The organism is Sporosarcina contaminans, from assembly GCF_042679045.1.
GTDB lineage: Bacteria > Bacillota > Bacilli > Bacillales_A > Planococcaceae > Sporosarcina > Sporosarcina contaminans.
In genome coordinates this window covers 45,267-66,780 of record NZ_JBHTLT010000016.1, presented here as the reverse complement: position 1 = coordinate 66,780, position 21,514 = coordinate 45,267, and the positions used below count along the sequence as shown (strand labels likewise).

Sequence of the window (21,514 nt, the reverse complement as noted above, 5' to 3'; positions counted from 1 at the left end):
AAGGGAGTATCATTTGTTTCTCTATTCGCTTATTTCAAAGGCAGTCATTAAATTTCATCTTCATAAATAATTGATTCATCTTGATCTTGTTTCGTCAAAACGCCAGCTGCCACTTCTTCCAATGCCTTTCCGACATTTTTGTGAGATGTGTAAGACGATAGAAGATTGTTTTTCGTTTCTTGCATTTCTCGTGCACGTTTTGCTGCTAGTGTGACGAGTGTGTACTTCGAATCAATTTTGCTTTTTAATGAGTCTACAGATGGATATAACATTTGAATTATTCCCCTTCCAACATGAGTAAATAGCGTTTTTCAACACGTTCACGGCGGCAATGCTCCGCCGTTACGATCGCATTAATGCGGTCACACGCTTTGGATACTTCATCGTTTTCAACAACATAATCATATAAATTCATCATTTCAAGCTCTTCCCGTGCTTTTAACACCCTGTCCGCAATAACGTCAGCTTCTTCAGTACCGCGGCCGACCAATCGCGTCTGCAATTCCGAAAGACTTGGCGGTGCCAAGAAAATGAACAGTCCATCAGGCACTTTTTCCCGGACTTGTGCAGCGCCAACAACTTCAATTTCCAGGAAAACGTCCCTGCCTGCATCCAGTGTTTGATTGACATAATCAAGCGGAGTGCCATAGTAATTTCCGACGTACTCTGCGTATTCCAATAGCTTTCCTTCTTCGATCAGCTTTTCAAATTCCTGACGGGATTTGAAAAAATAATCGATGCCGTCTTGTTCGCCAGTCCGTGGACTTCTTGTCGTCATTGAAATCGAATATTCATAATTAGTGTCAGGCTGCTGAAAAAGTTCTTTTCTAACTGTTCCTTTGCCGACTCCAGACGGCCCGGACAAAACAATTAAAAGGCCTCGTTGTTTGTGCATGTAATCCCTCTTCTTATGTAATATCAAGTTTCCAATTATTTTAGCAGATAATCACTCATATTATAACATAACTGCTCCATAGAATGATAAAATGGAACAAAACGATTGAAAGAGGAATTATCATGGCATTTGACGGGTTATTTACAGCAGCAATGGTGGAAGAGCTGCAGCTTCTTGAGAATGGACGCATCTCAAAAATCCACCAGCCAAATACGCAAGAAATCGTCATAGTTGTGCGCGCAGGGGGAACGAATGGCAAACTCCTTATTTCTACCCATCCTTCCTATTCACGTGTACAGCTTACTGAAGAGACGATACCGAATCCGTCCGAGCCGCCGATGTTCTGCATGGTTTTACGGAAGCATCTTGAAGGCGGGACGATTCAGTCAATCCGGCAAGAAGGCAATGATCGAATCATCTCATTTGACATTCTGGCAAAAAACGAAATCGGAGACGACATGAACCGAAGATTGATCGTCGAAATAATGGGGCGCCATAGCAACTTGCTTTTAATTGATCCAGATCGAAACTTAATTATCGATAGTATGAAACATTTGCCCCCTTCCATAAACAGTTATAGAACAATTTTGCCGGGACAGCCCTATATACCTGCCCCTCCGCAAGATAAAACCGACCCTTTTAGGTTGAATGAGCAAGAATTTAATAGGCTGTTACCTTATTTTACTACTGCCAAGGACATCGTAAAACGGCTATCAGGTTTTTCCCCAATACATGGAGAAGAACTGCTATACCGTTTACAAAATCATCCTAACGAAAAAGCATATGATGTATTTAAAAAATTTCTATTAGCTTTTAAAGGCGGAGATCGTTTACCGAATATGTCTCAATCTGGCAAAAAAGAACTGTTTTCAGCAGCAGAGTTAACATATGCTGACCGCGTGCTCGCGACTTTTAATACATTAGGAGAATTATTGGATAAGGTATATTTTGCCAAAGCGGAACGCGAACGAGTCAAATCGCAAGCTGCCGACCTTGAGCGCTGGCTTGATAATGAAATTGCAAAATTGAAGTTAAAGACGGAAAAGTTGGAGAAAGAACGGAAAGCTGCAAGTAAATTAGACACTTTCCAGCTCTATGGTGAATTGTTAACAGCAAATAGTTATGCCATTAAAAAAGGCGACTTAGAAGCGACAGTCGACAATTATTATGAAGAAGGATCTACAGTGACCATCCCTCTTGATCCGCGAAAATCTCCCATAGAAAATGCACAACGCTATTACTCCCGCTATACAAAAGCGAAAAATGCATTAGTCATGATTGCGGAACAATTGGAAAAAGCAGCAGATGATATTCAGTATTTTGAAATGGTAAAACAACAAGTGATGCAAGCATCCCCAGAAGATATAGATGAAATAAGGGATGAGCTTTCAGAATTAGGATTCATGCGCGTTCGGAAGGGCAAGAAGAAGAAAAAGCCAAAAAAACCTTCCCCAGAAGCGTACGTTTCTTCTACTGGTATTCCAATTTCAGTAGGAAAAAATAATAAACAAAATGATTATGTCACTTTTAAAACAGCTGCACGGGATCATATATGGCTTCATACGAAAGACATCCCAGGCTCTCACGTAGTCATCCATCAAGCAAATCCCGATAAACAAACGATTGAAGAAGCAGCTATTCTTTCAGCCTACTTCAGCAAAGCGAGAGGATCCGCTTCTGTTCCTGTCGACTACACCGAAATACGTCACGTAAAAAAGCCGAACGGTGCGAAACCTGGATTCGTCATTTACTTCGAGCAAAAAACATTGTTTGTTACACCCGATGAAGACGTTGTAAGGAAATTAAGAAAATAAACGAAAAAATAAACTGGTGAAGAAACGTTTATAAGTTTCTTCACCAGTTTTTATAGTTATAGCGCGTCTGTTCGTTCCTCTCCTTCTGGCAAATACTTAAGTAGGCCGATCTCCTCCAAGCCTTTTTTTATCTTTGTCGTATATCCCAATTGTTCATCGGATAAATAAGCAGCCTTCGACTCGATCATTTCCTCTAACACCGGTAAGAAAGTTTTATCGATATCCGACCAAAGCTTATATGAGTTGATTAAGTCCTCTAATGTCAAATGCTTATAATCATCGCCTTTAAAGTCAAGATCCGGTGATATGCGGTACCAAATATCGTTATTATTACGCAGCCATTCTTCTTTTTGAATAGCGATCGCTTTTTGGATGGAGCGTGCCGTTTCCAAATACTTCTCATCATCGAACTCATTGTAAGCCATAAGCAAAATATTCATGCCACCAAGCACATGGTTCATGGAAGCATGGGTTGGAACATCTTGTATGATCGGAAAATAATCGGAAATATAGTAAGCATCCTCTCCTACGACAATGACATGCCCTTCCTCTTTTTGAGAAGCTAACAAGTCGGCATAATTACGCAAAGGCTCTTGATAATCCTCAATGCCGAATACATCACCGCTTCGGTAATAAAATAGTGCGATCTGCTCATTGAATCTCGTATCGATAAATGGTGCAGTAATGCCGTATAAATCTTTTAAATAGGTGCTCGTCACTTCCGTTTCCCAATAAGGCTTGTCACCTCGGAAATTTTGCAAATTAACAAAGCTATTATAAATCAAGTTTTCAAAATATCTATCCTGCTGCTGGTGATATAGCTCCATAGCCCGATCTTCTTTTAATAACAATAGATTTCGGCCATACCCTTGACCGTTTTCCGGCAACGGCTCTGTCGTTGTCGCCATTTTATTAAATGGGCCTAAAGCTGTATACCAGCTGTTACGCTTCTTATAATATTTGGCGCTTTCCAACATCCAATTCTCTCGATGATCGTCATTTTCAAATAGCAAGTTTTCCGAGTTCAAATACCATTGATCAACAATATCATTGCCATTCGAAAGCAGCGTATGAACAGACATAAAAGTGGACCCGATCTTTGTAAATGATAAAGCTTCCTCCTCTTTCAGCAGTTCACGCATTTGGCTGCGCCCGCCATGGTCATAGTCCATAGACAATTGACGTGATCTGTACGCTTGGCCGACCATCCTTTCCTGTACGGTTCCGTCCTCATTAATGAAACGTAAAACGCCTGTTGGATAGGATGTCCTATCTGCATTGAACACATCATCACTATTTCTTTTAATTTGATTTCGATCAAATCGGTAAAACGCGTATGAATCTACAAAGTTTTCTTTTTGCAGCACGTCTACTTGCAGTTCACTTGCGGAAGGATTTTCAAGCTTGGAAAACAAGAAATAATCTCCATTATCGAAAGAGCGTACCGTTAATTCAATAGCAGCCCCTTTCTCGCCGACCGAATATGTGTAAATATTATCTCGTGAAAATCCATAATCAATCCGTTCATGATGATCAAATACAATTTGATCTGTAGATCTCAAGTAAATTGGATGCTCATCAAAGGAAACCTTCAGTAAATGAACTGTCGCTTCAACCGGCTTGAATGTTGTTGAATAGTCAGCGTCCGATAGTATATAATTCTTGAAACTGTCAAGCGTGCCATTTTCCATTAATATTTGATGTACTATGAACGCAAAAGTTGCACGATCGACAGGCAGTTGATCTTCAACAAAAACTTGAACAGATGTCGGCAATTTACTTAACTTTGCCGGAGCCAAAATATCCTTGTATAAAGGACCAATATTTACAAGATCCTCTTTTGTTAAGTGGACATTGAAGGCTTTACTAAGCGCTGATGACATTTTCGCTATCGTAAGTGGCTCATCTGCTCCAAAAACCCGATCAGACTTAGCGGCGAATATACCTTCTGCGATTGTAGCGCGAACAGCATTCTTTAATTGTTCATCCTCGTCATCAATATCATCAAATGAAATTTCGTTGCTTGCTTTCGGCAAACTTAACGCCAAATAAAACACCTTAGCTGCTTCCCCAACAGTTATCGGTGCTGCTGGCCTGAATTGCAAATCACGGTAACCATCCATCAAACCATTTTCTACGAGCTGCATGATTTCATTTTTAGCCCAATATGTTTGGTCAATATCCGTAAACTTCACTTCTGTTTGGACAATTTCCCTTTTTGCACGATCCGCGTCGGCGAAAACGTGTAAATTTCCAAAAAACAAATTCGCAAACAAAACAGATGCAAAAAGAAACGATGCTGTTTTTTTCACTTTTGTCTCACCAGCCCATTTAATTTCTGTTTCTCATTATATCATCCAATAGGGAATGTTTCGATCTGTATCGATTTTTCGAAGATTGACAGGTGATCGCAAAGTGAACGAAAAAACATGCAGAACTACCATTCGATTCTGCATGTTTGTTATCATTTCAAGCCAATAGACCGGCTTTCAATTTATTATGCCATTCAAGTAGATCAGCAATCGAATTCTCTCCGATTGATCCGTTCTCCTTTGCCATTTCTACCAATGCTCCAAAGTCCGTTAAACTATAATAAGGCAAGCCTGCGTCTGCAAAAGCCTTATTTGCGGTTTCTAATTCGTATGTAAAAATCGAAACGACACCTAATACTTCTACCCCTTCAGCACGAAGCGCTTCAACAGCATTCAAACTGCTGCCCCCCGTTGAGATCAAATCCTCGATAATGACTGCTTTATCCATTGAGGACACTTTCCCTTCAATCTGCCTGCTCCGGCCATGCCCTTTCGCTTTTGAACGTATATAGATCATCGGCAAGTCTAATCGATCCGCAACCCATGCTGCATGTGGAATGCTCGCTGTCGCTGTACCAGCAATAAGCGTCGTTTCAGGAAAATGTTTTTTGATCAAATCGGCAAGCCCTTCCGCTATTTGTTTGCGGCCCTTTGGATCTGACATCGTCAACCGATTATCGCAATAAATTGGAGATTGGATGCCTGATGCCCAAGTGAAAAGGTCTTCCGGACTTAATTGCACAGCTCCAACATTCAATAAAACATTTGCAATTTCCTTTTTATTCATTCTCCATCCATCCCTTTCCATTTTGAGTGTATTGTCTCATAAGCTGCGCGAGGGTCTGCCGCGTTTGTAATTGCTCTGCCTACTACGATATGTGTGGATCCTTGTCGTCTCGCTTCTTCAGGAGTAGCGATTCTAATTTGATCATGCTTTCCGCTTTCCGGAAGTCGAATGCCCGGTGTCACTTTTAAAAAGTTTACGCCGCATTCTTCGCTAATCAAGGAAGCTTCATGAACGGAGCAGACAACACCATCCAAACCGGATGCTTGTGTAAGTTTCGCATAGTGCAGAACCGATTCGCGAAGTGATGTGTCTATTAGCTGCTCTTCCCTCATCTGTTTTTCATCTGTAGAAGTGAGCTGTGTAACTCCGATAATGGATGGGCGTCTATTTCCTGCGGGCGTACCTTTGTCCAATCCTTCAAGAGCCGCTTCCATCATCGATTTACCGCCCGCCGCATGGACATTGACAAGGTCAACGCCTAACTTCGCCAAAACTTCCATTGCGGATTTTACAGTGTTCGGAATATCATGAAGCTTTAAATCCAAAAACACATCAAATCCTGCCTCTTTCAACTGATGGACAATTGCAGGACCTTCTTTGTAATAAAGCTGCATGCCGACTTTTACATTCATATCGCCTTCAAATAAGCTCAGAAAATCGAATACTTTTTGCGATGAATCAAAATCTAAGGCAATAATCGGGGATGTTTTCATAATCGGTGGCTCCTTCCTACGATCTCTGATATATGCTCAACACCTAATTCATCTAATTTTACGGGAAGCTCTTCAATAATCGTCGGGCAAATGAAAGGATCCACGAAATTTGCTGTGCCAACTGCAACAGCACTTGCGCCTGAAGAAAGGAAATCAATCACATCATCCGTTTCGGATACCCCTCCCATTCCAATAATCGGAATTTCAACAACTTGACTCACTTCGTATACCATTCGGATTGCTACAGGTTTAATCGCAGGACCGGATAGCCCCCCTGTCACATTAGCAATGATCGGACGGCCGGTCTTCCTGTCAAGCCGCATGCCAACTAATGTATTAATCATCGTAATGCCGTCAGCTCCTGCCGCTTCAACTGCTTTTGCAATCTCTTTTATATCCGTTACGTTAGGGGATAGTTTCACATATACCGGCACTGTTGAAACCGCTTTGACTGCCGCAGTTAATTCGTATGCTTGCTCAGGATCAGTACCAAAAGTAATCCCTCCGCATTTGACATTTGGGCAAGAAATATTTAATTCTAATGCTTTTACATTTGGAGCAGTTGAAATCGTTTTCGCGACTTCCACATAATCGGCCGTTTCCGTTCCTGCCACATTTGCGATGATCGGCACATCGAATTGTTCCAGCCAAGGCAGCTCTTCTTTCATAACACCATCCAAACCGGGATTTTGCAAACCAATCGCATTGAGCATGCCCGATGCTGTTTCCGCAACGCGTGGAGTCGGATTGCCGAACCTTGTTTCAAGTGTAGTCGCCTTAATCATAATGGCTCCTAATATGGAAAGATCATAGAGCATTCCATATTCCTTCCCAAATCCAAAGCATCCCGATGCTGGCATAATTGGATTTTTTAACTGCAATCCAGGCAGATCTACTGATAAACGATTCATATTGATACAACCCCCGCTTCAAATACAGGTCCATCTGAGCAAACTTTTACGTAAGGCTTACTAACATTGTCTGAAGTTTCACAAACGCATGCAAAACAAGCTCCAATTCCGCAGCCCATCCGCTGTTCAAAAGATAGAAATCCCTTCTTGCCCGAGTAGGTAGCTTGCACAGCTTTTAACATCGGCATTGGTCCGCAGCTATAATAAGTTGCAAACTCCTCTTCGATCTGACCCATTACATCTGTAACGAATCCCGTCGTTCCTTGAGAGCCATCAACAGTTGCAATATACGTCTCACCTAAGAGTGAAAATTCCTTTTCGTAGAACACCGCCTCAGACGACTGAAATCCTAAGATGTGGATGCATCGAACGCCTTTTTTATTTAGTTGTTTCGATAGCTCATAAAGTGGCGGGACGCCGATTCCTCCTCCGATTAAAACAGCTGTTTCTCCAGAAGCCGTTTCTGTAACAGGAAAACCGTTCCCTAACGGCCCTAATACATCCATCTCATCGCCCGCCCGTTTTTCAGAAAGAATCGTTGTCCCCCGGCCTTCAGCCCGATAGATGATCGTCATTTGTTTTTCTGCTTGATCATATGCAGCGATTGAAATTGGGCGTCTTAATAAAGGTTCAAAGGAATCCGTCACTCGAATGTGGACAAATTGGCCGGGGGACGTAATTTCCCCGACCAAGTCGCCTTTCAATTTCATCTCATAAATCTTATCCGATAGCTTCCTCTGTGATTGCACGATCATACGATCTTTCATCATGAGTGGATCACCTGCTGTTTCGGCATTTCTTCCGTTTGGAATGTCATGGATTCAATGACGCGCAACATTGCATCCGCAGTGTCGACTGATGTTAAGCATGGAATGCCATTTTCGACAGATTCACGTCGAATCCTGAAACCGTCCCTTTCAGGCTGTTTACCTTTCGTCAACGTGTTAATGACGAGCTGAGCATCCCCTTTTTGAATGACATCAATCAAAGTCGGGCCGTGTGAACCGATTTTCCCAACCGTTTTCACTTGTATCGAAGCTTCCTCTAAAACTTTAGCGGTGCCTTCCGTCGCTAAAATACGGTAACCGATATTCGTAAAACGTTTTGCGAGACCGACGATTTCTTCCTTGTCTTTATCGGAAACCGTCATGAGCACAGAGCCATATTCCTTTATTTCCGTTCCTGCAGCGACAAGCCCTTTGTACAAGGCTTTCTCAAGAGTGATATCTTTCCCCATAACTTCACCTGTCGATTTCATTTCAGGCCCTAACGTTATATCGACTCTTCGTAATTTCGCGAATGAGAAGACCGGCACTTTAACGTAAACACCAGCTGGTGCTTCCGCCAAACCTGTTTCATAGCCTTGCTCAATGATTGATTGCCCTAATATAGCTTTCGTAGCGATATTCGCCATCGGCAAGTTCGTAATTTTACTCATGAACGGTACCGTACGGCTTGAACGAGGGTTTACTTCAATGACATACACTTGACCTTCTGAAATGACAAACTGAATGTTGAGCAAGCCTTTTATGCGCAAGCCTAACGCCAGTCGCTTCGTATAATCGACAATCGTTTCGACCATCGAAGCGGACAGATTTTGCGGAGGATATACTGCGATTGAGTCGCCTGAGTGAACGCCCGCACGTTCGATATGCTCCATAATGCCAGGGATGAGCACATTTTCACCGTCACAAATGCCATCAACTTCGATTTCTGTACCTGTTAAGTATCGGTCGATTAATACGGGATGCTCTGGGCTTGCTTCTACTGCATTTTCCATGTAATGAAGAAGCTCTTCTTCACGGTAGACGATTTCCATCGCTCTTCCACCTAATACATAGGATGGTCTCACTAAAACCGGATAGCCGATTTCATTTGCAATGGCAACTGCTTCGGGCACTGAAACCGCCGTTTTACCTAAAGGCTGTGGAATGCCGATTTCATGCAATGCACGCTCGAACTTATCCCGATTTTCCGCCCGATCAATATCTTCAAGTGTTGTTCCTAAAATTTTGACTCCACGCTCTTTTAATCCCGCAGCCAAGTTGATCGCTGTTTGTCCGCCAAATTGAACGATGACGCCTTCCGGCTGCTCCAAGTCGATAATATGCATTACATCTTCCAACGTAAGCGGCTCGAAATATAGTTTATCGGAAATAGAGAAGTCGGTTGATACTGTTTCAGGGTTGTTATTTATGATGATTGCTTCATAGCCAGCCTGTTGAATCGCCCATACTGAGTGGACGGTCGCATAGTCGAACTCAACGCCCTGGCCGATACGAATTGGGCCTGAGCCTAAAACTACGACGCTTTTCTTATCTGTTTTCAACGATTCATTTTCTTCTTCATAGGTTCCATAAAAATATGGTGTTTCGGAATCATATTCGCCCGCACATGTATCGACCTTTTTATATACCGGTATTATGCCATTTTCTTTGCGGAATTCGTAAATTTCACTTTCATTCGCATCCCACAGTTGGGCAATCGTCACATCAGCGAAGCCCATTCGTTTCGCCTCATAAAGTTTTTCTGCATCGAATGGATGCTTCTTTAATATTGCTTCGAATTGAACGATTTTCTCAAATTTGCGAAGGAAAAATAGATCAATTTGACTCCATTCGTGAATTGTTTGAATGGAGACTCCTCGTCGCAAGGCTTCTCCGATGAAAAACAGCCTCTCATCTCCTGCGCGCTTTATCCGTTTTTCGATCCAATCATCGGCCAAATTCTCTGCATGTTTTAGCGACAGTCCAAACTGGCCAGTTTCCAATGAACGAACAGCTTTTAAAATTGATTCTTCGAAAGTGCGGCCGATCGCCATTACTTCTCCTGTTGCTTTCATTTGCGTTCCTAAGTTCCGTTTCGCAGACTCGAATTTATCGAAAGGCCAACGCGGAATTTTTGTGACGACATAGTCGATCGTCGGTTCAAAGCAAGCGTACGTCGTTCCAGTAACTGGATTCATCATTTCATCCAATGTCAATCCGACGGCAATTTTTGCTGCTAACTTCGCAATCGGGTAGCCTGTCGCCTTAGATGCCAAAGCGGAAGAACGGCTGACACGTGGATTTACCTCAATGATGTAATATTTGAAGCTATGTGGATCAAGTGCCAATTGAACGTTGCATCCTCCCTCGATTTTCAAGGCACGAATAATTTTCAACGATACATTTCGAAGCATTTGATGCTCCCGATCCGTTAATGTTTGGCATGGCGCAGTAACGATCGAGTCTCCAGTATGGATGCCAACTGCATCTACGTTCTCCATATTGCAAACGACGATAGCATTATCAGCAGAGTCGCGCATTACTTCATATTCAATTTCTTTGTAACCGGCTATTGATTTTTCAAGCAAACATTGTGTAACTGGGCTATATTTCAATCCACTCGCAACGATTTCTTCAAGGTCGCGTTCATCATAGCAAATCCCTCCGCCCGTTCCTCCTAATGTGAAAGCGGGACGAACGATAACCGGGTAGCCGATTTGTTCAACGAACGCTTTCGCTTCATCCAAATTATGAATGATGTCACTTTCCGGCACAGGTTCGTTCAATTCATTCATTAACGATCTGAACAAATCACGGTCTTCTGCTTGATGGATTGCATCTAATTTTGTTCCTAAAATTTCAATGCCCAATTCGTCTAAAATGCCTGATTCCTGCAATTCGATTGCCATATTCAGTCCGGTTTGCCCTCCTAAAGTCGGGAGAAGCGCGTCTGGACGTTCTTTTCTTATAATGCGGCTGACGAATTCTAACGTGATTGGTTCGATATATACTTTGTCTGCAATTTCTGTATCGGTCATAATTGTTGCAGGGTTTGAATTGATGAGAATAACGCGATATCCTTCCTCTTTCAATGAAAGGCATGCTTGTGTCCCTGCATAGTCGAATTCGGCAGCTTGCCCGATGACAATCGGCCCAGAGCCGATTACTAAAATGGTTTCGATGTCTTGTCTTTTAGGCATTTGTATGCTCCTCTCCATTTGCGTTCATTAGTTGTGCAAAACGGTCGAATAAGTGATTGGCATCTGTCGGTCCAGGGGATGCTTCTGGATGGAATTGCACCGAAAATGCCGCATATTGCTTGCTTCGTATTCCTTCGATAGAGTGATCATTCAACGCTCTATGTGTCACTTCAAGCCCTGTTCCTTCCAATGACTCTTCATCTAGAGCAAAGCCATGGCTTTGGGAAGTGAGCTCGGTGCGGCCAGTTTGCAAGTCTTTTACCGGATAATTTCCTCCATTATGCCCGATGCGCATTTTTTTCACCTTCGCGCCGAATGACAGCGCAAGTAATTGATGCCCTAACCCGATCCCAAAAAGCGGAACTTTGCCGATTAATTCACGAATAGTTTCAGCTGCCCCTTCCACGTGTTCAGGGTTGCCCGGCCCATTCGACAGCAAAATGCCATCCGGCACTAATGATAAAATTTCTTCAGTTGAAGTATTGTAAGGAACAACGATCACGTCATAGTCACGTTTGTTTAATTCACGTAGAAGCCCGTGCTTCAACCCATAGTCAATAACGACTACACGTTTTCCGCGACCTGGACTTGGATAAGGCTTTTTAGTAGAGACAAGTGCCACTTGGTCTATAGGTAATTCGTATTCTTTTAACTCCATAAGAGTGTGTTCTACAGACAAATCTTCACCTGCCGCTGTCAGCTTCCCTTTCAACGGGCCCTTTTCCCGTAGAATCCTAGCCAACTTACGTGTATCAATTCCTTCAATGCCTGGTATTCCTTTCAATTTCAATAGCTCGCTTAAAGTCATCGCACTGCGAAAATTAGACGGTTCTTCGCTCGCTTCCCGGACTACAATACCGTTAATGGATAGCTCGATTGACTCGTAGTCATCTCGGTTAATGCCATAATTGCCAATCAAAGGATATGTCATAACAACGATTTGACCGAAGCCAGAAGGGTTTGAAATTGTTTCCTGATACCCGGTCATCCCTGTCGTGAAAACCGTCTCTCCTAACGATGCCCGTTCAGAACCAAATGCTTTCCCTTCAAATATCGTTCCGTCTTCCAATACAAGATATCTTTTCATAGTTGACCATCCTCCCAGACGATATTGCCGCCGTAAATTGTAATAACCGGCCATCCGACACATACCGCTCCGTCAAATGGCGTATTTTTTCCTTTCGAAACGAACGTTTTCCGATCGATTTCGCGTTCTAACTTCAAATCGATAAGCGTTAAATCAGCCTGTGCTCCAACTTCTATTTTTCCGTAAGGCAAGCCGAATACTTCAGCAGGCTTGATCGTCATCCAATCGATCAACTGTTTCAGCGTCCATTTCCCTTCTTTTACAAAGCTTGTGTAGAGAAGAGGAAATGCTGTTTCAAATCCAGTGATGCCAAATGGTGCTTTTTCAAAACCCGCCGCCTTTTCTTCTGCTGTATGCGGAGCGTGATCTGTTGCGATAAAATCGATTGTCCCGTCTGCCAGTCCTTCTCTCAATGCCTCTCGATCTTCTACCGAACGCAGCGGAGGGTTCATTTTCCAATCAGCATCATTCCTTGGGATATCCTCCTCGCTTAATATCAAATGATGTGGACTCACTTCAGCCGTCACATGGATGCCTGCTTTTTTCGCATCTCGAATGACCCGAACAGATTCTTTCGTGCTTACATGACATACGTGATAATGAGCACCTGCAGCCTCTGCCAGTAAAATATCGCGGGCAATATGAACAGATTCCGCGATGGAAGGGATGCCTGGCAAACAAAGCTCTTTGTTTCGCTTCCCATCATGCATAACTCCGCCATAGATCAGTGTATTATCCTCGCAATGGGCAACGATCGGCATATCGATCTCCGCAGCATCTTTCATTGCTTCGAACATCATACCCGCGGATTGTACTCCGACTCCGTCATCTGTAAATGCGAATGCGCCCTGTTCTTTTAACTCCGATAAGTTCGTCCTTTCCTTTCCAGCCTCCCTGATCGTGATCGATGCATATGGTAGTACGCGGATATGGGCATTTTTTTCAAATAATTCATTAATACGTGCCAAATTTTCTTTCGTATCCGGTACTGGTCGGGTATTCGGCATAGCACAAATTGTTGTATAGCCGCCTTTCGCAGCTGACAGTGTACCAGTTTCAATCGTTTCCTTATGCTCACCGCCCGGCTCCCGTAAATGAACATGCACATCAATAAAACCCGGTGATAAAAAGAGACCTTCCCCTTCAATCACTTCCTTTATGTCACTCTCTAAACCTATGCCAATTTCAGCGATCTTTCCATCCACTATCCGGACATCAGCAGTGATCAATTCACCTGCTTCATTCAACATTTGAACTTCTTTTATCAATTTATCCATGTTATAGCCTCCCGTTCAAAATTGTGTAAAGCACTGCCGCTCGTATGTAAACTCCGTTTTCCACTTGTTTAAAAATCCTTGAACGGTTACATTCGATCAATGAATCCGCAATTTCAACCCCCCGGTTCACCGGAGCCGGATGCATGATGATCGCATCCTTTTTCATTTTCGCTTCTCGTTCAATCGTTAGCCCGTATAACTCGTGATAACGTTCACTCGTGTAAGTTGCTTTCGAATCATGCCGTTCATGCTGTACTCTTAGAAGCATGACGACATCACTCTCTTCGACTACATCATCCCAATTGGATATAGCTTCGAATTCTCCCGCCCATTCAGGTGGACAAAGAAACTTGACATTTGCACCTAACTTGTTCAACGCTTCTGCATTCGAACGTGCTACTCGGCTATGATCGACATCTCCTGCGATTAGAACATTCAAACCTTGGAAAGTGCCAAACTCTTCCCGAATGGTAAATAAGTCTAATAATGATTGTGTTGGATGCTGCCCAGATCCATCACCAGCGTTGATAATAGAGAGCGAGGTTCGATCACATAGCTGTTCATAATAACCGTCTTCCGGATGCCGGATGACGACCGCATCAAGACCGATTGCTTCAAGAGTTTTAATCGTGTCATATAGCGTTTCTCCTTTTAATGTACTTGAGAAACCGGCTTCAAACGGAATGACCTCCAAGCCTAATTTACGCTCCGCCATTTCAAAACTTGTTTTTGTTCTTGTACTAGGCTCGAAGAACAAATTGCTTACCGCTATATTTTGTGAAAGCTTTTGAATGCCATCTTTTTTAAACTGAGAGGTAAGGTCTAAAATCTCAGTAATCTCTTTTTCAGTTATTTGTTTCATTGATAAGAGATTTTTCATGCTGCCGGGTCTCCTCCTAAAAAATAACGGGCCTTTTCCTCATCGGAAAGGCCCGTTATGTATGACAAAGTAAACCATCGTCATAGATGGCTATTTGCCGAACGAACCTTTCCTTGCATCTCTGTACAATATTAAAAGGTTTTTCTATTCAGTTGCGTCTGATAATGTCTCGTCTGTCCTCCCTGGCAGCAACAGATTCAACAGCACACCTACAATTGCCGCGAGTGCCATGCCGCCAACTTGGAAGGTTTCACTTATATGGATCACTGCTCCGCCAATTCCGATAACAAGGATGACCGACGCGATAATCAAATTGCGTTGGTTGCCAAAATCCACTTTATGGTCAACTAACATCCGCAATCCTGATGAAGCAATGATTCCGAACAGTAAAATTGAAATGCCGCCTAAAACTGCTTGTGGAATCGTCTCGATGACCGCCATTAGTTTGCCTATGAAAGCAAACGCGATCGCGAATACGGCCGCACCGATTATGACGTAAACACTATAGACTCTAGTAATCGCCATTACTCCGATATTTTCTCCATATGTCGTTTTCGGAGGACCTCCTAACAGTCCGCTAATTAAAGTACCTAATCCGTCTCCTAACAACGAACGGTTTAGTCCCGGATCTTTAATGAAATCCTTCTCAACAACTTTCCCTAAAACTAACTGATGTCCGATATGCTCTGATATTGTAACGATTGAGATCGGCACCATAATTGCCAATAATGTCGGTGTGATAACAAAATCGTAATCGATAACGGGAATGAGGAACGCCGGCATTTGAATCCAATCCGCTTCCTTTACAGGTGAGAAATCGATAATCCCTATGAAGGCAGAGTAAATGTAACCGACAATAATTCCGATCAGAACCGGCATTAGACTGACGACTCCCCTGAAAAACATAATACAAATAATCGCTGCTGCCAATGTGACAATCGCTGCGGAGAAGTGCAGCAAATTGTACACGTCTTCGCCGCCTACTGAAACCGTACTCGCCATGTTTACAGCCGTCGGCGCGACTGCAAGTCCAATCACCATGATGACCGGTCCGACTACTACAGGCGGGAGTAATTTCATGATCCAATTTGATCCCGTTGTGAAAATCAGCAAGGAAACGAGTGCATATACGAGAGCTACGAACATGCTTCCAATCATTGCGCTTCCGATGCCGCCAGTTGCGGTCGCCACTTGAATCGGCGCTATGAATGCGAATGAGGAGCCAAGGTATGCCGGAACTTTAAATCTTGTAACCGCTACGAATACGATTGTTGCCAGTCCGCTCGTTAACAAAGCGATTGCCGGGCTCAATCCAACCAATGTAGGTACTAATATTGTCGCCCCGAACATTGCGAACATATGCTGTAAGCTCAGTGCCACCCATCTTGGAAATGCCGGTTTTTCATGTACATCCAATACTTTATTGTTCATTTCCCATGTACCCCCGATAGGTGTTATTATTTTTCGTGTATTTTTACGCTATCATCGCCGTCTTGTTCTACGACGTTTACCACTACTTTTTCTTCGCTTGACGTCGGGATATTTTTGCCGACAAAATCGGGTCTGATCGGCAGCTCTCTATGCCCTCTATCAACTAATACTGCCAACTGGATAGAAGCTGGTCTTCCTAAATCCATGACTGCATCCATTGCTGCCCGAACAGTTCTTCCGGTGTATAAAACATCATCTACTAAGATAACTTTTTTCTCTTTTACATCATGTCGAATATCTACTTGGTGAACGAATGGCTCTTGGTTTTCATGACGAATTTGTAAATCGTCACGATAGAGAGTAATATCTAATTCACCCATTAAAATCGGTTTTCCTTCGATTTGTTCGATTTTTTGGGACAGTCTTTTTGCGATTACTGCTCCTCGCGTTTTTATACCGACTAAAATACAGTCATCGATTCCTTTGTTCCGTTCAATGATTTCATGGGCAATGCGAGTGATCGCTCTCGAAATCGCCTGCTCGTCCAAAATATTAGCTTTTTCAGCCATTATGATTGCCTCCTTATACATCTATTAATATTTTTTGCAAGGTTTTTCGGACTATGCACTCCGTTTCACCGTAGCAGGACGCAAAAAAACCTCCTGCCATTCGGCGGGAGGGTATACGTGCAGAAAAAAGCATACAGGTAAATTGCGCGCAGCAATTCTACTGTACATTCCGTGCAACCTTCCCAGCCTCTCTGGACTGACTTTAAAGGTATCGCTATTTGATTCTTTGCCTATTATATAGGCGTTAAATTCATATGTCAATCATTTATTTGTGCGCAATCTCTCCAGCACTTGCAAATAATCATGAGGCAAAGGCGCTGTGAACTCCATATAATCCCCTGTTTTTGGGTGAATGAAGCCAATTGTGCCAGCATGTAAAAGCTGTCCGCCAAAGTCGATCGTTTTCTTCGGTCCATATTTTGGATCACCCGCCAATGGATGGCCGATATATTTCATATGGACACGTATCTGATGTGTCCGGCCTGTTTCCAACCTGCACTCGACTAATGTAAAATCTCCAAACCGTTCCAATACATTAAAGTGGGTGACTGCATGTTTTCCGTTATCGACAACCGCCATGCTTTGACGGTCTTTTTGATCCCTGCCGATCGGAGCGTCAATTGTCCCTTGGTCATGTGGTATATGGCCATGAACAATTGCAGTATAAACACGGGTTACCGATTTATCGACTAATTGATCGACTAATGAGACATGGGCTTGGTCATTTTTAGCAACCATCAACAACCCAGACGTGTCTTTGTCAATTCGATGGACGATGCCTGGACGCAAGACGCCATTAATGCCCGATAAGTCATTACAATGATGCATGAGTCCATTCACCAATGTGCCAGTCAAATGACCTGGTGCCGGATGGACGACCATGCCGCGAGGTTTATTGACGACGATGACATCAGAATCTTCATAAACAATATCTAATTGAAGATCTTCAGCTATGACATCCAATTCTTCAGCTTCAGGAACATTGACAACTATTTGATCGTCCTTTTTCACTTTATAGTTTTGCTTGACGGCTTTATCATTAACAAGAACTGCGCCGTCTTTTACCCATTGCTGAATTTGAGTGCGAGACCAATCCGGATTGACCGTCGACAAAACCTTGTCAATTCGAGAGTTTTGCAGGTCTTCGTTGATTTCTATTTCAAACGGTTCCATTATGCCACCTTTTTCTTCTTCTTTTTTTCATCTAACACGACATGGATAATAATAAGCGCGACTCCAACTGTCAATGCGGCATCAGCCACATTAAAGATCGGGAAATCATAATCGACAACTGGGATGAGTACGTCAATAAAATCGACAACTTCTTTTCTAAACAACCGATCGATAAAATTGCCGATCGCTCCCCCTAACAAAAACATGAGACTAACACCTAATAACGGGCTTCCTTTCGCTTCCTTATGGAAGAAATAAATGATTCCAGCAACGACAAGCACCGTCACTACGTAGAAAAGCCACATTTGCCCTTCAAGCATCCCCCAGGCAGCACCTTTGTTTCGATGCGATAAAAGGGCCAAATAAGGATCTACAATCGGTATTCTTTCGCCTAAGTTCATATTATGAACAACGAGCCATTTCGTTAATTGATCTAATAAAATTAATAGTAATGCCAAACCATAATAAATGAACAATCCAAAAACCCCCGTCCGACAATATCTGTTTCATTTTACCACAAATCGAAGCAGATTATGATTGATAACTTGAGGGGGAAATAAAAAAGCTGTTCACCCATGGAATTCACCAATGGATGAACAACCTTAACGGTATTATGAATAGTATTTTTCTACAACGTCTGCACAGCGGCTGCAAAGTGTCGGATGTGTTTCACTGGAACCGACTGTTTCGGAAATTGTCCAGCAACGGTCGCATTTTTCGCCATCAGCTTTTTCAACTGCAACGCTTACCGTATCTAACTTCAATGCGTCTTCTGGCAAGTCGCTTTCTTTTCCTTCTTCGAATTTGGAAACGATGAAGAATTGTGCATAGTCAACATCGTCTGAAGCAAAAACATCTTTTAGTTGCTCTGGAAGAGCGACGGTCACTTTCGCCTCTAATGACTTGCCAATTACTTTCGCATTACGCGCTTCTTCTAACGCTTTCAATACATCATCTCGAATAAGCATTAACGTGCCAAAACGTTCACGAAGCGATTTTGTATCGCCCAGCTCGACCGGATCAGGCATATCCGTCAATTGAATACTCTCTTCTTCAACGTTCTCCAAATAGCCCCATAATTCGTCCGTCGTATGCGGTAGGATCGGCGTCAATAATTTAAGTAATGCCATTAACGAATCATACATAACTGTCTGCATTGCACGGCGATGTGGGTGATCCGCTCCTTCAATATAAACAACATCTTTCGCAATATCAAGATAGAACGAACTTAAATCACCAGTACAGAACGTATTGACAGCATGGTACACATCAGAGAACTGATAGTGGTCATATGCTGAACGTACATCTTTGATTAAATCTTGTAATTTAATGAAAACATATTGATCGATCGGACGAAGATCTTCGAATGCAACACGATCTGTTTCCGGGTTAAAATCAGCAACATTGCCGTGCAAGAAACGAAGCGTGTTCCGGATTTTGCGGTACACTTCGGAAACTTGTTTGAAATTCGAATCAGACACGCGGACATCCGCAGTATAGTCGACAGATGATACCCATAGCCGCAAAATGTCTGCACCCAATTGGTTCATGATTTTAGAAGGAAGAATGACGTTCCCTAACGACTTACTCATCTTGCGTCCTTCTCCGTCCAATGTAAATCCGTGGCTTAGCAATCCTTTATACGGTGCAATTCCATTAATTGCAACACTTGTTGTAATAGAAGAGTTGAACCAGCCGCGATATTGGTCAGACCCTTCCAAGTAAAGATCAGCAGGATAATTCAGGTCATCCCGCTCCACTAATACGCCTTGATGAGTCGAACCGGAGTCGAACCAGACGTCCATAATGTCTGTCTCTTTCGTAAAGACTCCATTCGGGCTTCCTTCATGTTCAAAACCTTCAGGTAAAAGATCTTTGGCATCTCGTTCAAACCAAATATTTGATCCGTGTTCACGGAACAATTGCGCAACATGTGCGATTGTTTCATCAGTGATAATCGCTTCTCCATTTTCAGCATAAAAGACCGGAATCGGAACGCCCCAAACACGTTGACGGGAAATGCACCAGTCGCCGCGGTCGCGAACCATATTGTACAATCGTGTTTCGCCCCATGATGGAGTGAACTTCGTGTTCCGGATCGCTTCAAGCAGTTCTGTTCTGAACGACTCGATAGAAGCGAACCATTGAGCAGTCGCACGGAAAATAACAGGCTTTTTCGTGCGCCAGTCATGCGGATAGGAGTGAGTGATGAATGAAAGCTTCAGCAATGCGCCTTCTTCTTCCAACTTTTTCGTTACTTCTTTATTCGCATCTTCGTAGAATAAACCTTCAAACATCGGTGCTTCATCCGTCATGACACCGCGATCATTGATCGGCGATAATGCATCGATGCCATATTGCTTCGACACGTAAAAGTCGTCTTCCCCATGGCCAGGCGCTGTATGGACGCAGCCTGTTCCAGCTTCCGCTGTGACGTGCTCTCCTAACATGACGAGTGAATCACGGTCGTATAGTGGATGTTTTGCGATAACGCGTTCCAATTCTGCCCCTTTTAACTCGCGGATCACTTTGTAGTCATCCCAACCAATTTCATTCGCGACGTGTTCCAATAAATCTTTTGCTAATAAGAATTTTTGGCCATCGACTTCAACAATCGCATATGTGAATTCCGGATGAACAGAAATGCCAAGGTTAGCAGGAATCGTCCACGGCGTTGTCGTCCAAATGATGATCCTTACATCTTCTTCTACGACTCCTAAGCCGTCTTTAATTGGAAATGCTACATAGATGGATGGGGACTTTTTATCTTTATATTCAATTTCCGCTTCTGCCAATGCGGATTCACTTGACGGAGACCAGTATACCGGCTTTAATCCTTTATAGATGTACCCCTTTTTCGCCATCTCGCCAAACACTTGAATTTGTCTTGACTCGAATTCCGGTTTCAAAGTGATATAAGGATTTTCCCAATCTCCGCGCACGCCGATCCGCTTAAATGCCGCGCGTTGATTATCGATTTGCCCATAGGCGTATTCTTCACACATTTTACGGAACTCAGCTACCGTCAATTCTTTACGGTTTACCCCTTTATTGACAAGTGCCTGCTCGATTGGCAAACCATGTGTATCCCAGCCTGGAACATACGGCGCATGAAAGCCCGACATCGATTTATAGCGGACAATCATATCTTTCAGCACTTTATTTAACGCATGGCCCATATGAAGATCTCCATTTGCGTACGGTGGTCCGTCATGCAAAACGAAAAATGGACGTCCTTTTGTCCGCTCTTGTACCTTTGCATAAATATCCATTTCATCCCATTTTGCTTGCATTTCAGGTTCCTTGTTCGGCAAATTGCCGCGCATCGGAAAATCCGTTTTCGGCATAAGCAACGTATCTTTGTAATCCATAGTCTTTTCCTCCTTTTATTTCAGTACAACTTGTTAAGCACTCAACGGGATCATTGAAAAACGACTTCAATAGACAAATAAAAAATCCCCGCCCCCAAAAAAGGGACGAGGATTATTACTCGCGTTACCACCCTAGTTGCAACAAAAAACATATTCGTTGCCTCTCGAACACCATAACGGGGTGTTTCCGGGATTGCTTTTGGCAATCCAGCTCCAGAGTGATTTTCGTCAGCAATCCAATGACCGGGCTTTCACCATCCCCGGCTCGCTATACGTGAATTGAAGAGTACTCTCTCTTTCAATGCCTGTTTTATGTTATATGATCAT

17 protein-coding genes and 1 other annotated feature are annotated in these 21,514 nt (G+C 43.1%); of the genes, 1 reads left to right on the top strand and 16 read right to left on the bottom strand.

Annotated elements, in window-relative coordinates:
* Nucleotides 1–47 precede the first annotated feature (47 nt).
* Both rpoZ and gmk read right to left on the bottom strand, forming a co-directional pair.
* Nucleotides 48–272 carry a DNA-directed RNA polymerase subunit omega gene (rpoZ, locus tag ACFQ38_RS02980; RefSeq protein WP_336823061.1) on the bottom strand — a complete coding sequence of 75 codons (225 nt, stop codon included), beginning with the start codon at nucleotides 270–272 and terminating at the stop codon, nucleotides 48–50.
* 5 nt (nucleotides 273–277) lie between these two features.
* On the bottom strand, nucleotides 278–895 hold the full coding sequence (gmk, locus tag ACFQ38_RS02975) for a guanylate kinase (protein ID WP_336823060.1): 618 nt from the start codon (nucleotides 893–895) through the stop codon (nucleotides 278–280).
* Nucleotides 896–1,017: 122 nt separating this feature from the next.
* Here gmk and ACFQ38_RS02970 point away from each other — a divergent pair, with 122 nt between their 5' ends.
* Entirely contained in the window at nucleotides 1,018–2,709 is a 1,692-nt protein-coding gene (locus tag ACFQ38_RS02970; protein ID WP_336823059.1) for an Rqc2 family fibronectin-binding protein, read from the top strand.
* 56 nt (nucleotides 2,710–2,765) lie between these two features.
* On the opposite strand, the gene ACFQ38_RS02965 is transcribed toward ACFQ38_RS02970, so the two are convergent.
* From ACFQ38_RS02965 to ileS, 14 genes are all read right to left on the bottom strand, one after another.
* Complete coding sequence (locus ACFQ38_RS02965; RefSeq protein WP_381479758.1) at nucleotides 2,766–5,021, bottom strand: S-layer homology domain-containing protein; 2,256 nt, start codon at nucleotides 5,019–5,021, stop codon at nucleotides 2,766–2,768.
* Nucleotides 5,022–5,178: 157 nt separating this feature from the next.
* Complete coding sequence (pyrE, locus tag ACFQ38_RS02960) at nucleotides 5,179–5,808, bottom strand: orotate phosphoribosyltransferase (RefSeq protein ID WP_381479757.1); 630 nt, start codon at nucleotides 5,806–5,808, stop codon at nucleotides 5,179–5,181.
* Complete coding sequence (gene pyrF / locus ACFQ38_RS02955; protein WP_381479756.1) at nucleotides 5,805–6,521, bottom strand: orotidine-5'-phosphate decarboxylase; 717 nt, start codon at nucleotides 6,519–6,521, stop codon at nucleotides 5,805–5,807. The genes pyrE and pyrF overlap by 4 nt, the downstream gene beginning before the upstream one ends.
* Nucleotides 6,518–7,432 carry a dihydroorotate dehydrogenase gene (locus ACFQ38_RS02950; protein ID WP_381479755.1) on the bottom strand — a complete coding sequence of 305 codons (915 nt, stop codon included), beginning with the start codon at nucleotides 7,430–7,432 and terminating at the stop codon, nucleotides 6,518–6,520. Before ACFQ38_RS02950 ends, pyrF begins: the two co-directional genes overlap by 4 nt.
* A complete protein-coding gene (locus ACFQ38_RS02945) occupies nucleotides 7,429–8,202 on the bottom strand; it encodes a dihydroorotate dehydrogenase electron transfer subunit (protein ID WP_336823054.1) in 774 nt (257 codons plus the stop codon). The genes ACFQ38_RS02950 and ACFQ38_RS02945 overlap by 4 nt, the downstream gene beginning before the upstream one ends.
* The gene (carB, locus tag ACFQ38_RS02940) at nucleotides 8,199–11,399 is read right to left on the bottom strand and encodes a carbamoyl-phosphate synthase large subunit (RefSeq protein WP_336823053.1); all 3,201 of its coding nucleotides are present in this window, start codon (nucleotides 11,397–11,399) and stop codon (nucleotides 8,199–8,201) included. Before carB ends, ACFQ38_RS02945 begins: the two co-directional genes overlap by 4 nt.
* The gene (locus tag ACFQ38_RS02935; protein WP_336823052.1) at nucleotides 11,392–12,486 is read right to left on the bottom strand and encodes a carbamoyl phosphate synthase small subunit; all 1,095 of its coding nucleotides are present in this window, start codon (nucleotides 12,484–12,486) and stop codon (nucleotides 11,392–11,394) included. Before ACFQ38_RS02935 ends, carB begins: the two co-directional genes overlap by 8 nt.
* The gene (locus ACFQ38_RS02930) at nucleotides 12,483–13,763 is read right to left on the bottom strand and encodes a dihydroorotase (protein ID WP_381479754.1); all 1,281 of its coding nucleotides are present in this window, start codon (nucleotides 13,761–13,763) and stop codon (nucleotides 12,483–12,485) included. Before ACFQ38_RS02930 ends, ACFQ38_RS02935 begins: the two co-directional genes overlap by 4 nt.
* A gap of 1 nt (nucleotide 13,764) precedes the next feature.
* Nucleotides 13,765–14,643 (bottom strand): aspartate carbamoyltransferase catalytic subunit, encoded by an 879-nt coding sequence (locus tag ACFQ38_RS02925; protein ID WP_381479753.1) that lies wholly within the window; start codon nucleotides 14,641–14,643, stop codon nucleotides 13,765–13,767.
* Between the two features lie 144 nt (nucleotides 14,644–14,787).
* Nucleotides 14,788–16,074, bottom strand: a complete 1,287-nt coding sequence (locus tag ACFQ38_RS02920; protein WP_381479752.1) for a uracil-xanthine permease family protein — start codon at nucleotides 16,072–16,074, stop codon at nucleotides 14,788–14,790.
* A gap of 26 nt (nucleotides 16,075–16,100) precedes the next feature.
* On the bottom strand, nucleotides 16,101–16,643 hold the full coding sequence (gene pyrR / locus ACFQ38_RS02915) for a bifunctional pyr operon transcriptional regulator/uracil phosphoribosyltransferase PyrR (protein WP_336823048.1): 543 nt from the start codon (nucleotides 16,641–16,643) through the stop codon (nucleotides 16,101–16,103).
* A 261-nt stretch (nucleotides 16,644–16,904) separates the two neighbouring features.
* Nucleotides 16,905–17,816: an RluA family pseudouridine synthase gene (locus tag ACFQ38_RS02910; protein WP_336823047.1), complete on the bottom strand. Its 912-nt coding sequence runs from the start codon at nucleotides 17,814–17,816 to the stop codon at nucleotides 16,905–16,907.
* The gene (gene lspA, locus ACFQ38_RS02905; protein WP_336823046.1) at nucleotides 17,816–18,292 is read right to left on the bottom strand and encodes a signal peptidase II; all 477 of its coding nucleotides are present in this window, start codon (nucleotides 18,290–18,292) and stop codon (nucleotides 17,816–17,818) included. The genes ACFQ38_RS02910 and lspA overlap by 1 nt, the downstream gene beginning before the upstream one ends.
* A 135-nt stretch (nucleotides 18,293–18,427) precedes the next feature.
* The gene (gene ileS, locus ACFQ38_RS02900) at nucleotides 18,428–21,187 is read right to left on the bottom strand and encodes an isoleucine--tRNA ligase (RefSeq protein ID WP_336823045.1); all 2,760 of its coding nucleotides are present in this window, start codon (nucleotides 21,185–21,187) and stop codon (nucleotides 18,428–18,430) included.
* Nucleotides 21,188–21,285: 98 nt separating this feature from the next.
* Nucleotides 21,286–21,498, bottom strand: a binding site (T-box leader).
* Nucleotides 21,499–21,514: the final 16 nt, after the last annotated feature.

Excerpts from the sequence above, each read along its gene's own strand:
- ACFQ38_RS02945 (WP_336823054.1), bottom strand. The coding sequence starts at position 8,202 with ATGATGAAAGATCGTATGATCGTGCAATCACAGAGGAAGCTATCGGAT.
- rpoZ (WP_336823061.1), bottom strand. The coding sequence starts at position 272 with ATGTTATATCCATCTGTAGACTCATTAAAAAGCAAAATTGATTCGAAG.
- ACFQ38_RS02970 (WP_336823059.1), top strand. The coding sequence starts at position 1,018 with ATGGCATTTGACGGGTTATTTACAGCAGCAATGGTGGAAGAGCTGCAG.
- pyrR (WP_336823048.1), bottom strand. The coding sequence starts at position 16,643 with ATGGCTGAAAAAGCTAATATTTTGGACGAGCAGGCGATTTCGAGAGCG.
- ACFQ38_RS02920 (WP_381479752.1), bottom strand. The coding sequence starts at position 16,074 with ATGAACAATAAAGTATTGGATGTACATGAAAAACCGGCATTTCCAAGA.
- ACFQ38_RS02910 (WP_336823047.1), bottom strand. The coding sequence starts at position 17,816 with ATGGAACCGTTTGAAATAGAAATCAACGAAGACCTGCAAAACTCTCGA.
- ACFQ38_RS02935 (WP_336823052.1), bottom strand. The coding sequence starts at position 12,486 with ATGAAAAGATATCTTGTATTGGAAGACGGAACGATATTTGAAGGGAAA.
- pyrF (WP_381479756.1), bottom strand. The coding sequence starts at position 6,521 with ATGAAAACATCCCCGATTATTGCCTTAGATTTTGATTCATCGCAAAAA.
- ACFQ38_RS02925 (WP_381479753.1), bottom strand. The coding sequence starts at position 14,643 with ATGAAAAATCTCTTATCAATGAAACAAATAACTGAAAAAGAGATTACT.
- gmk (WP_336823060.1), bottom strand. The coding sequence starts at position 895 with ATGCACAAACAACGAGGCCTTTTAATTGTTTTGTCCGGGCCGTCTGGA.
- ACFQ38_RS02930 (WP_381479754.1), bottom strand. The coding sequence starts at position 13,763 with ATGGATAAATTGATAAAAGAAGTTCAAATGTTGAATGAAGCAGGTGAA.
- pyrE (WP_381479757.1), bottom strand. The coding sequence starts at position 5,808 with ATGAATAAAAAGGAAATTGCAAATGTTTTATTGAATGTTGGAGCTGTG.
- ileS (WP_336823045.1), bottom strand. The coding sequence starts at position 21,187 with ATGGATTACAAAGATACGTTGCTTATGCCGAAAACGGATTTTCCGATG.
- carB (WP_336823053.1), bottom strand. The coding sequence starts at position 11,399 with ATGCCTAAAAGACAAGACATCGAAACCATTTTAGTAATCGGCTCTGGG.
- ACFQ38_RS02950 (WP_381479755.1), bottom strand. The coding sequence starts at position 7,432 with ATGAATCGTTTATCAGTAGATCTGCCTGGATTGCAGTTAAAAAATCCA.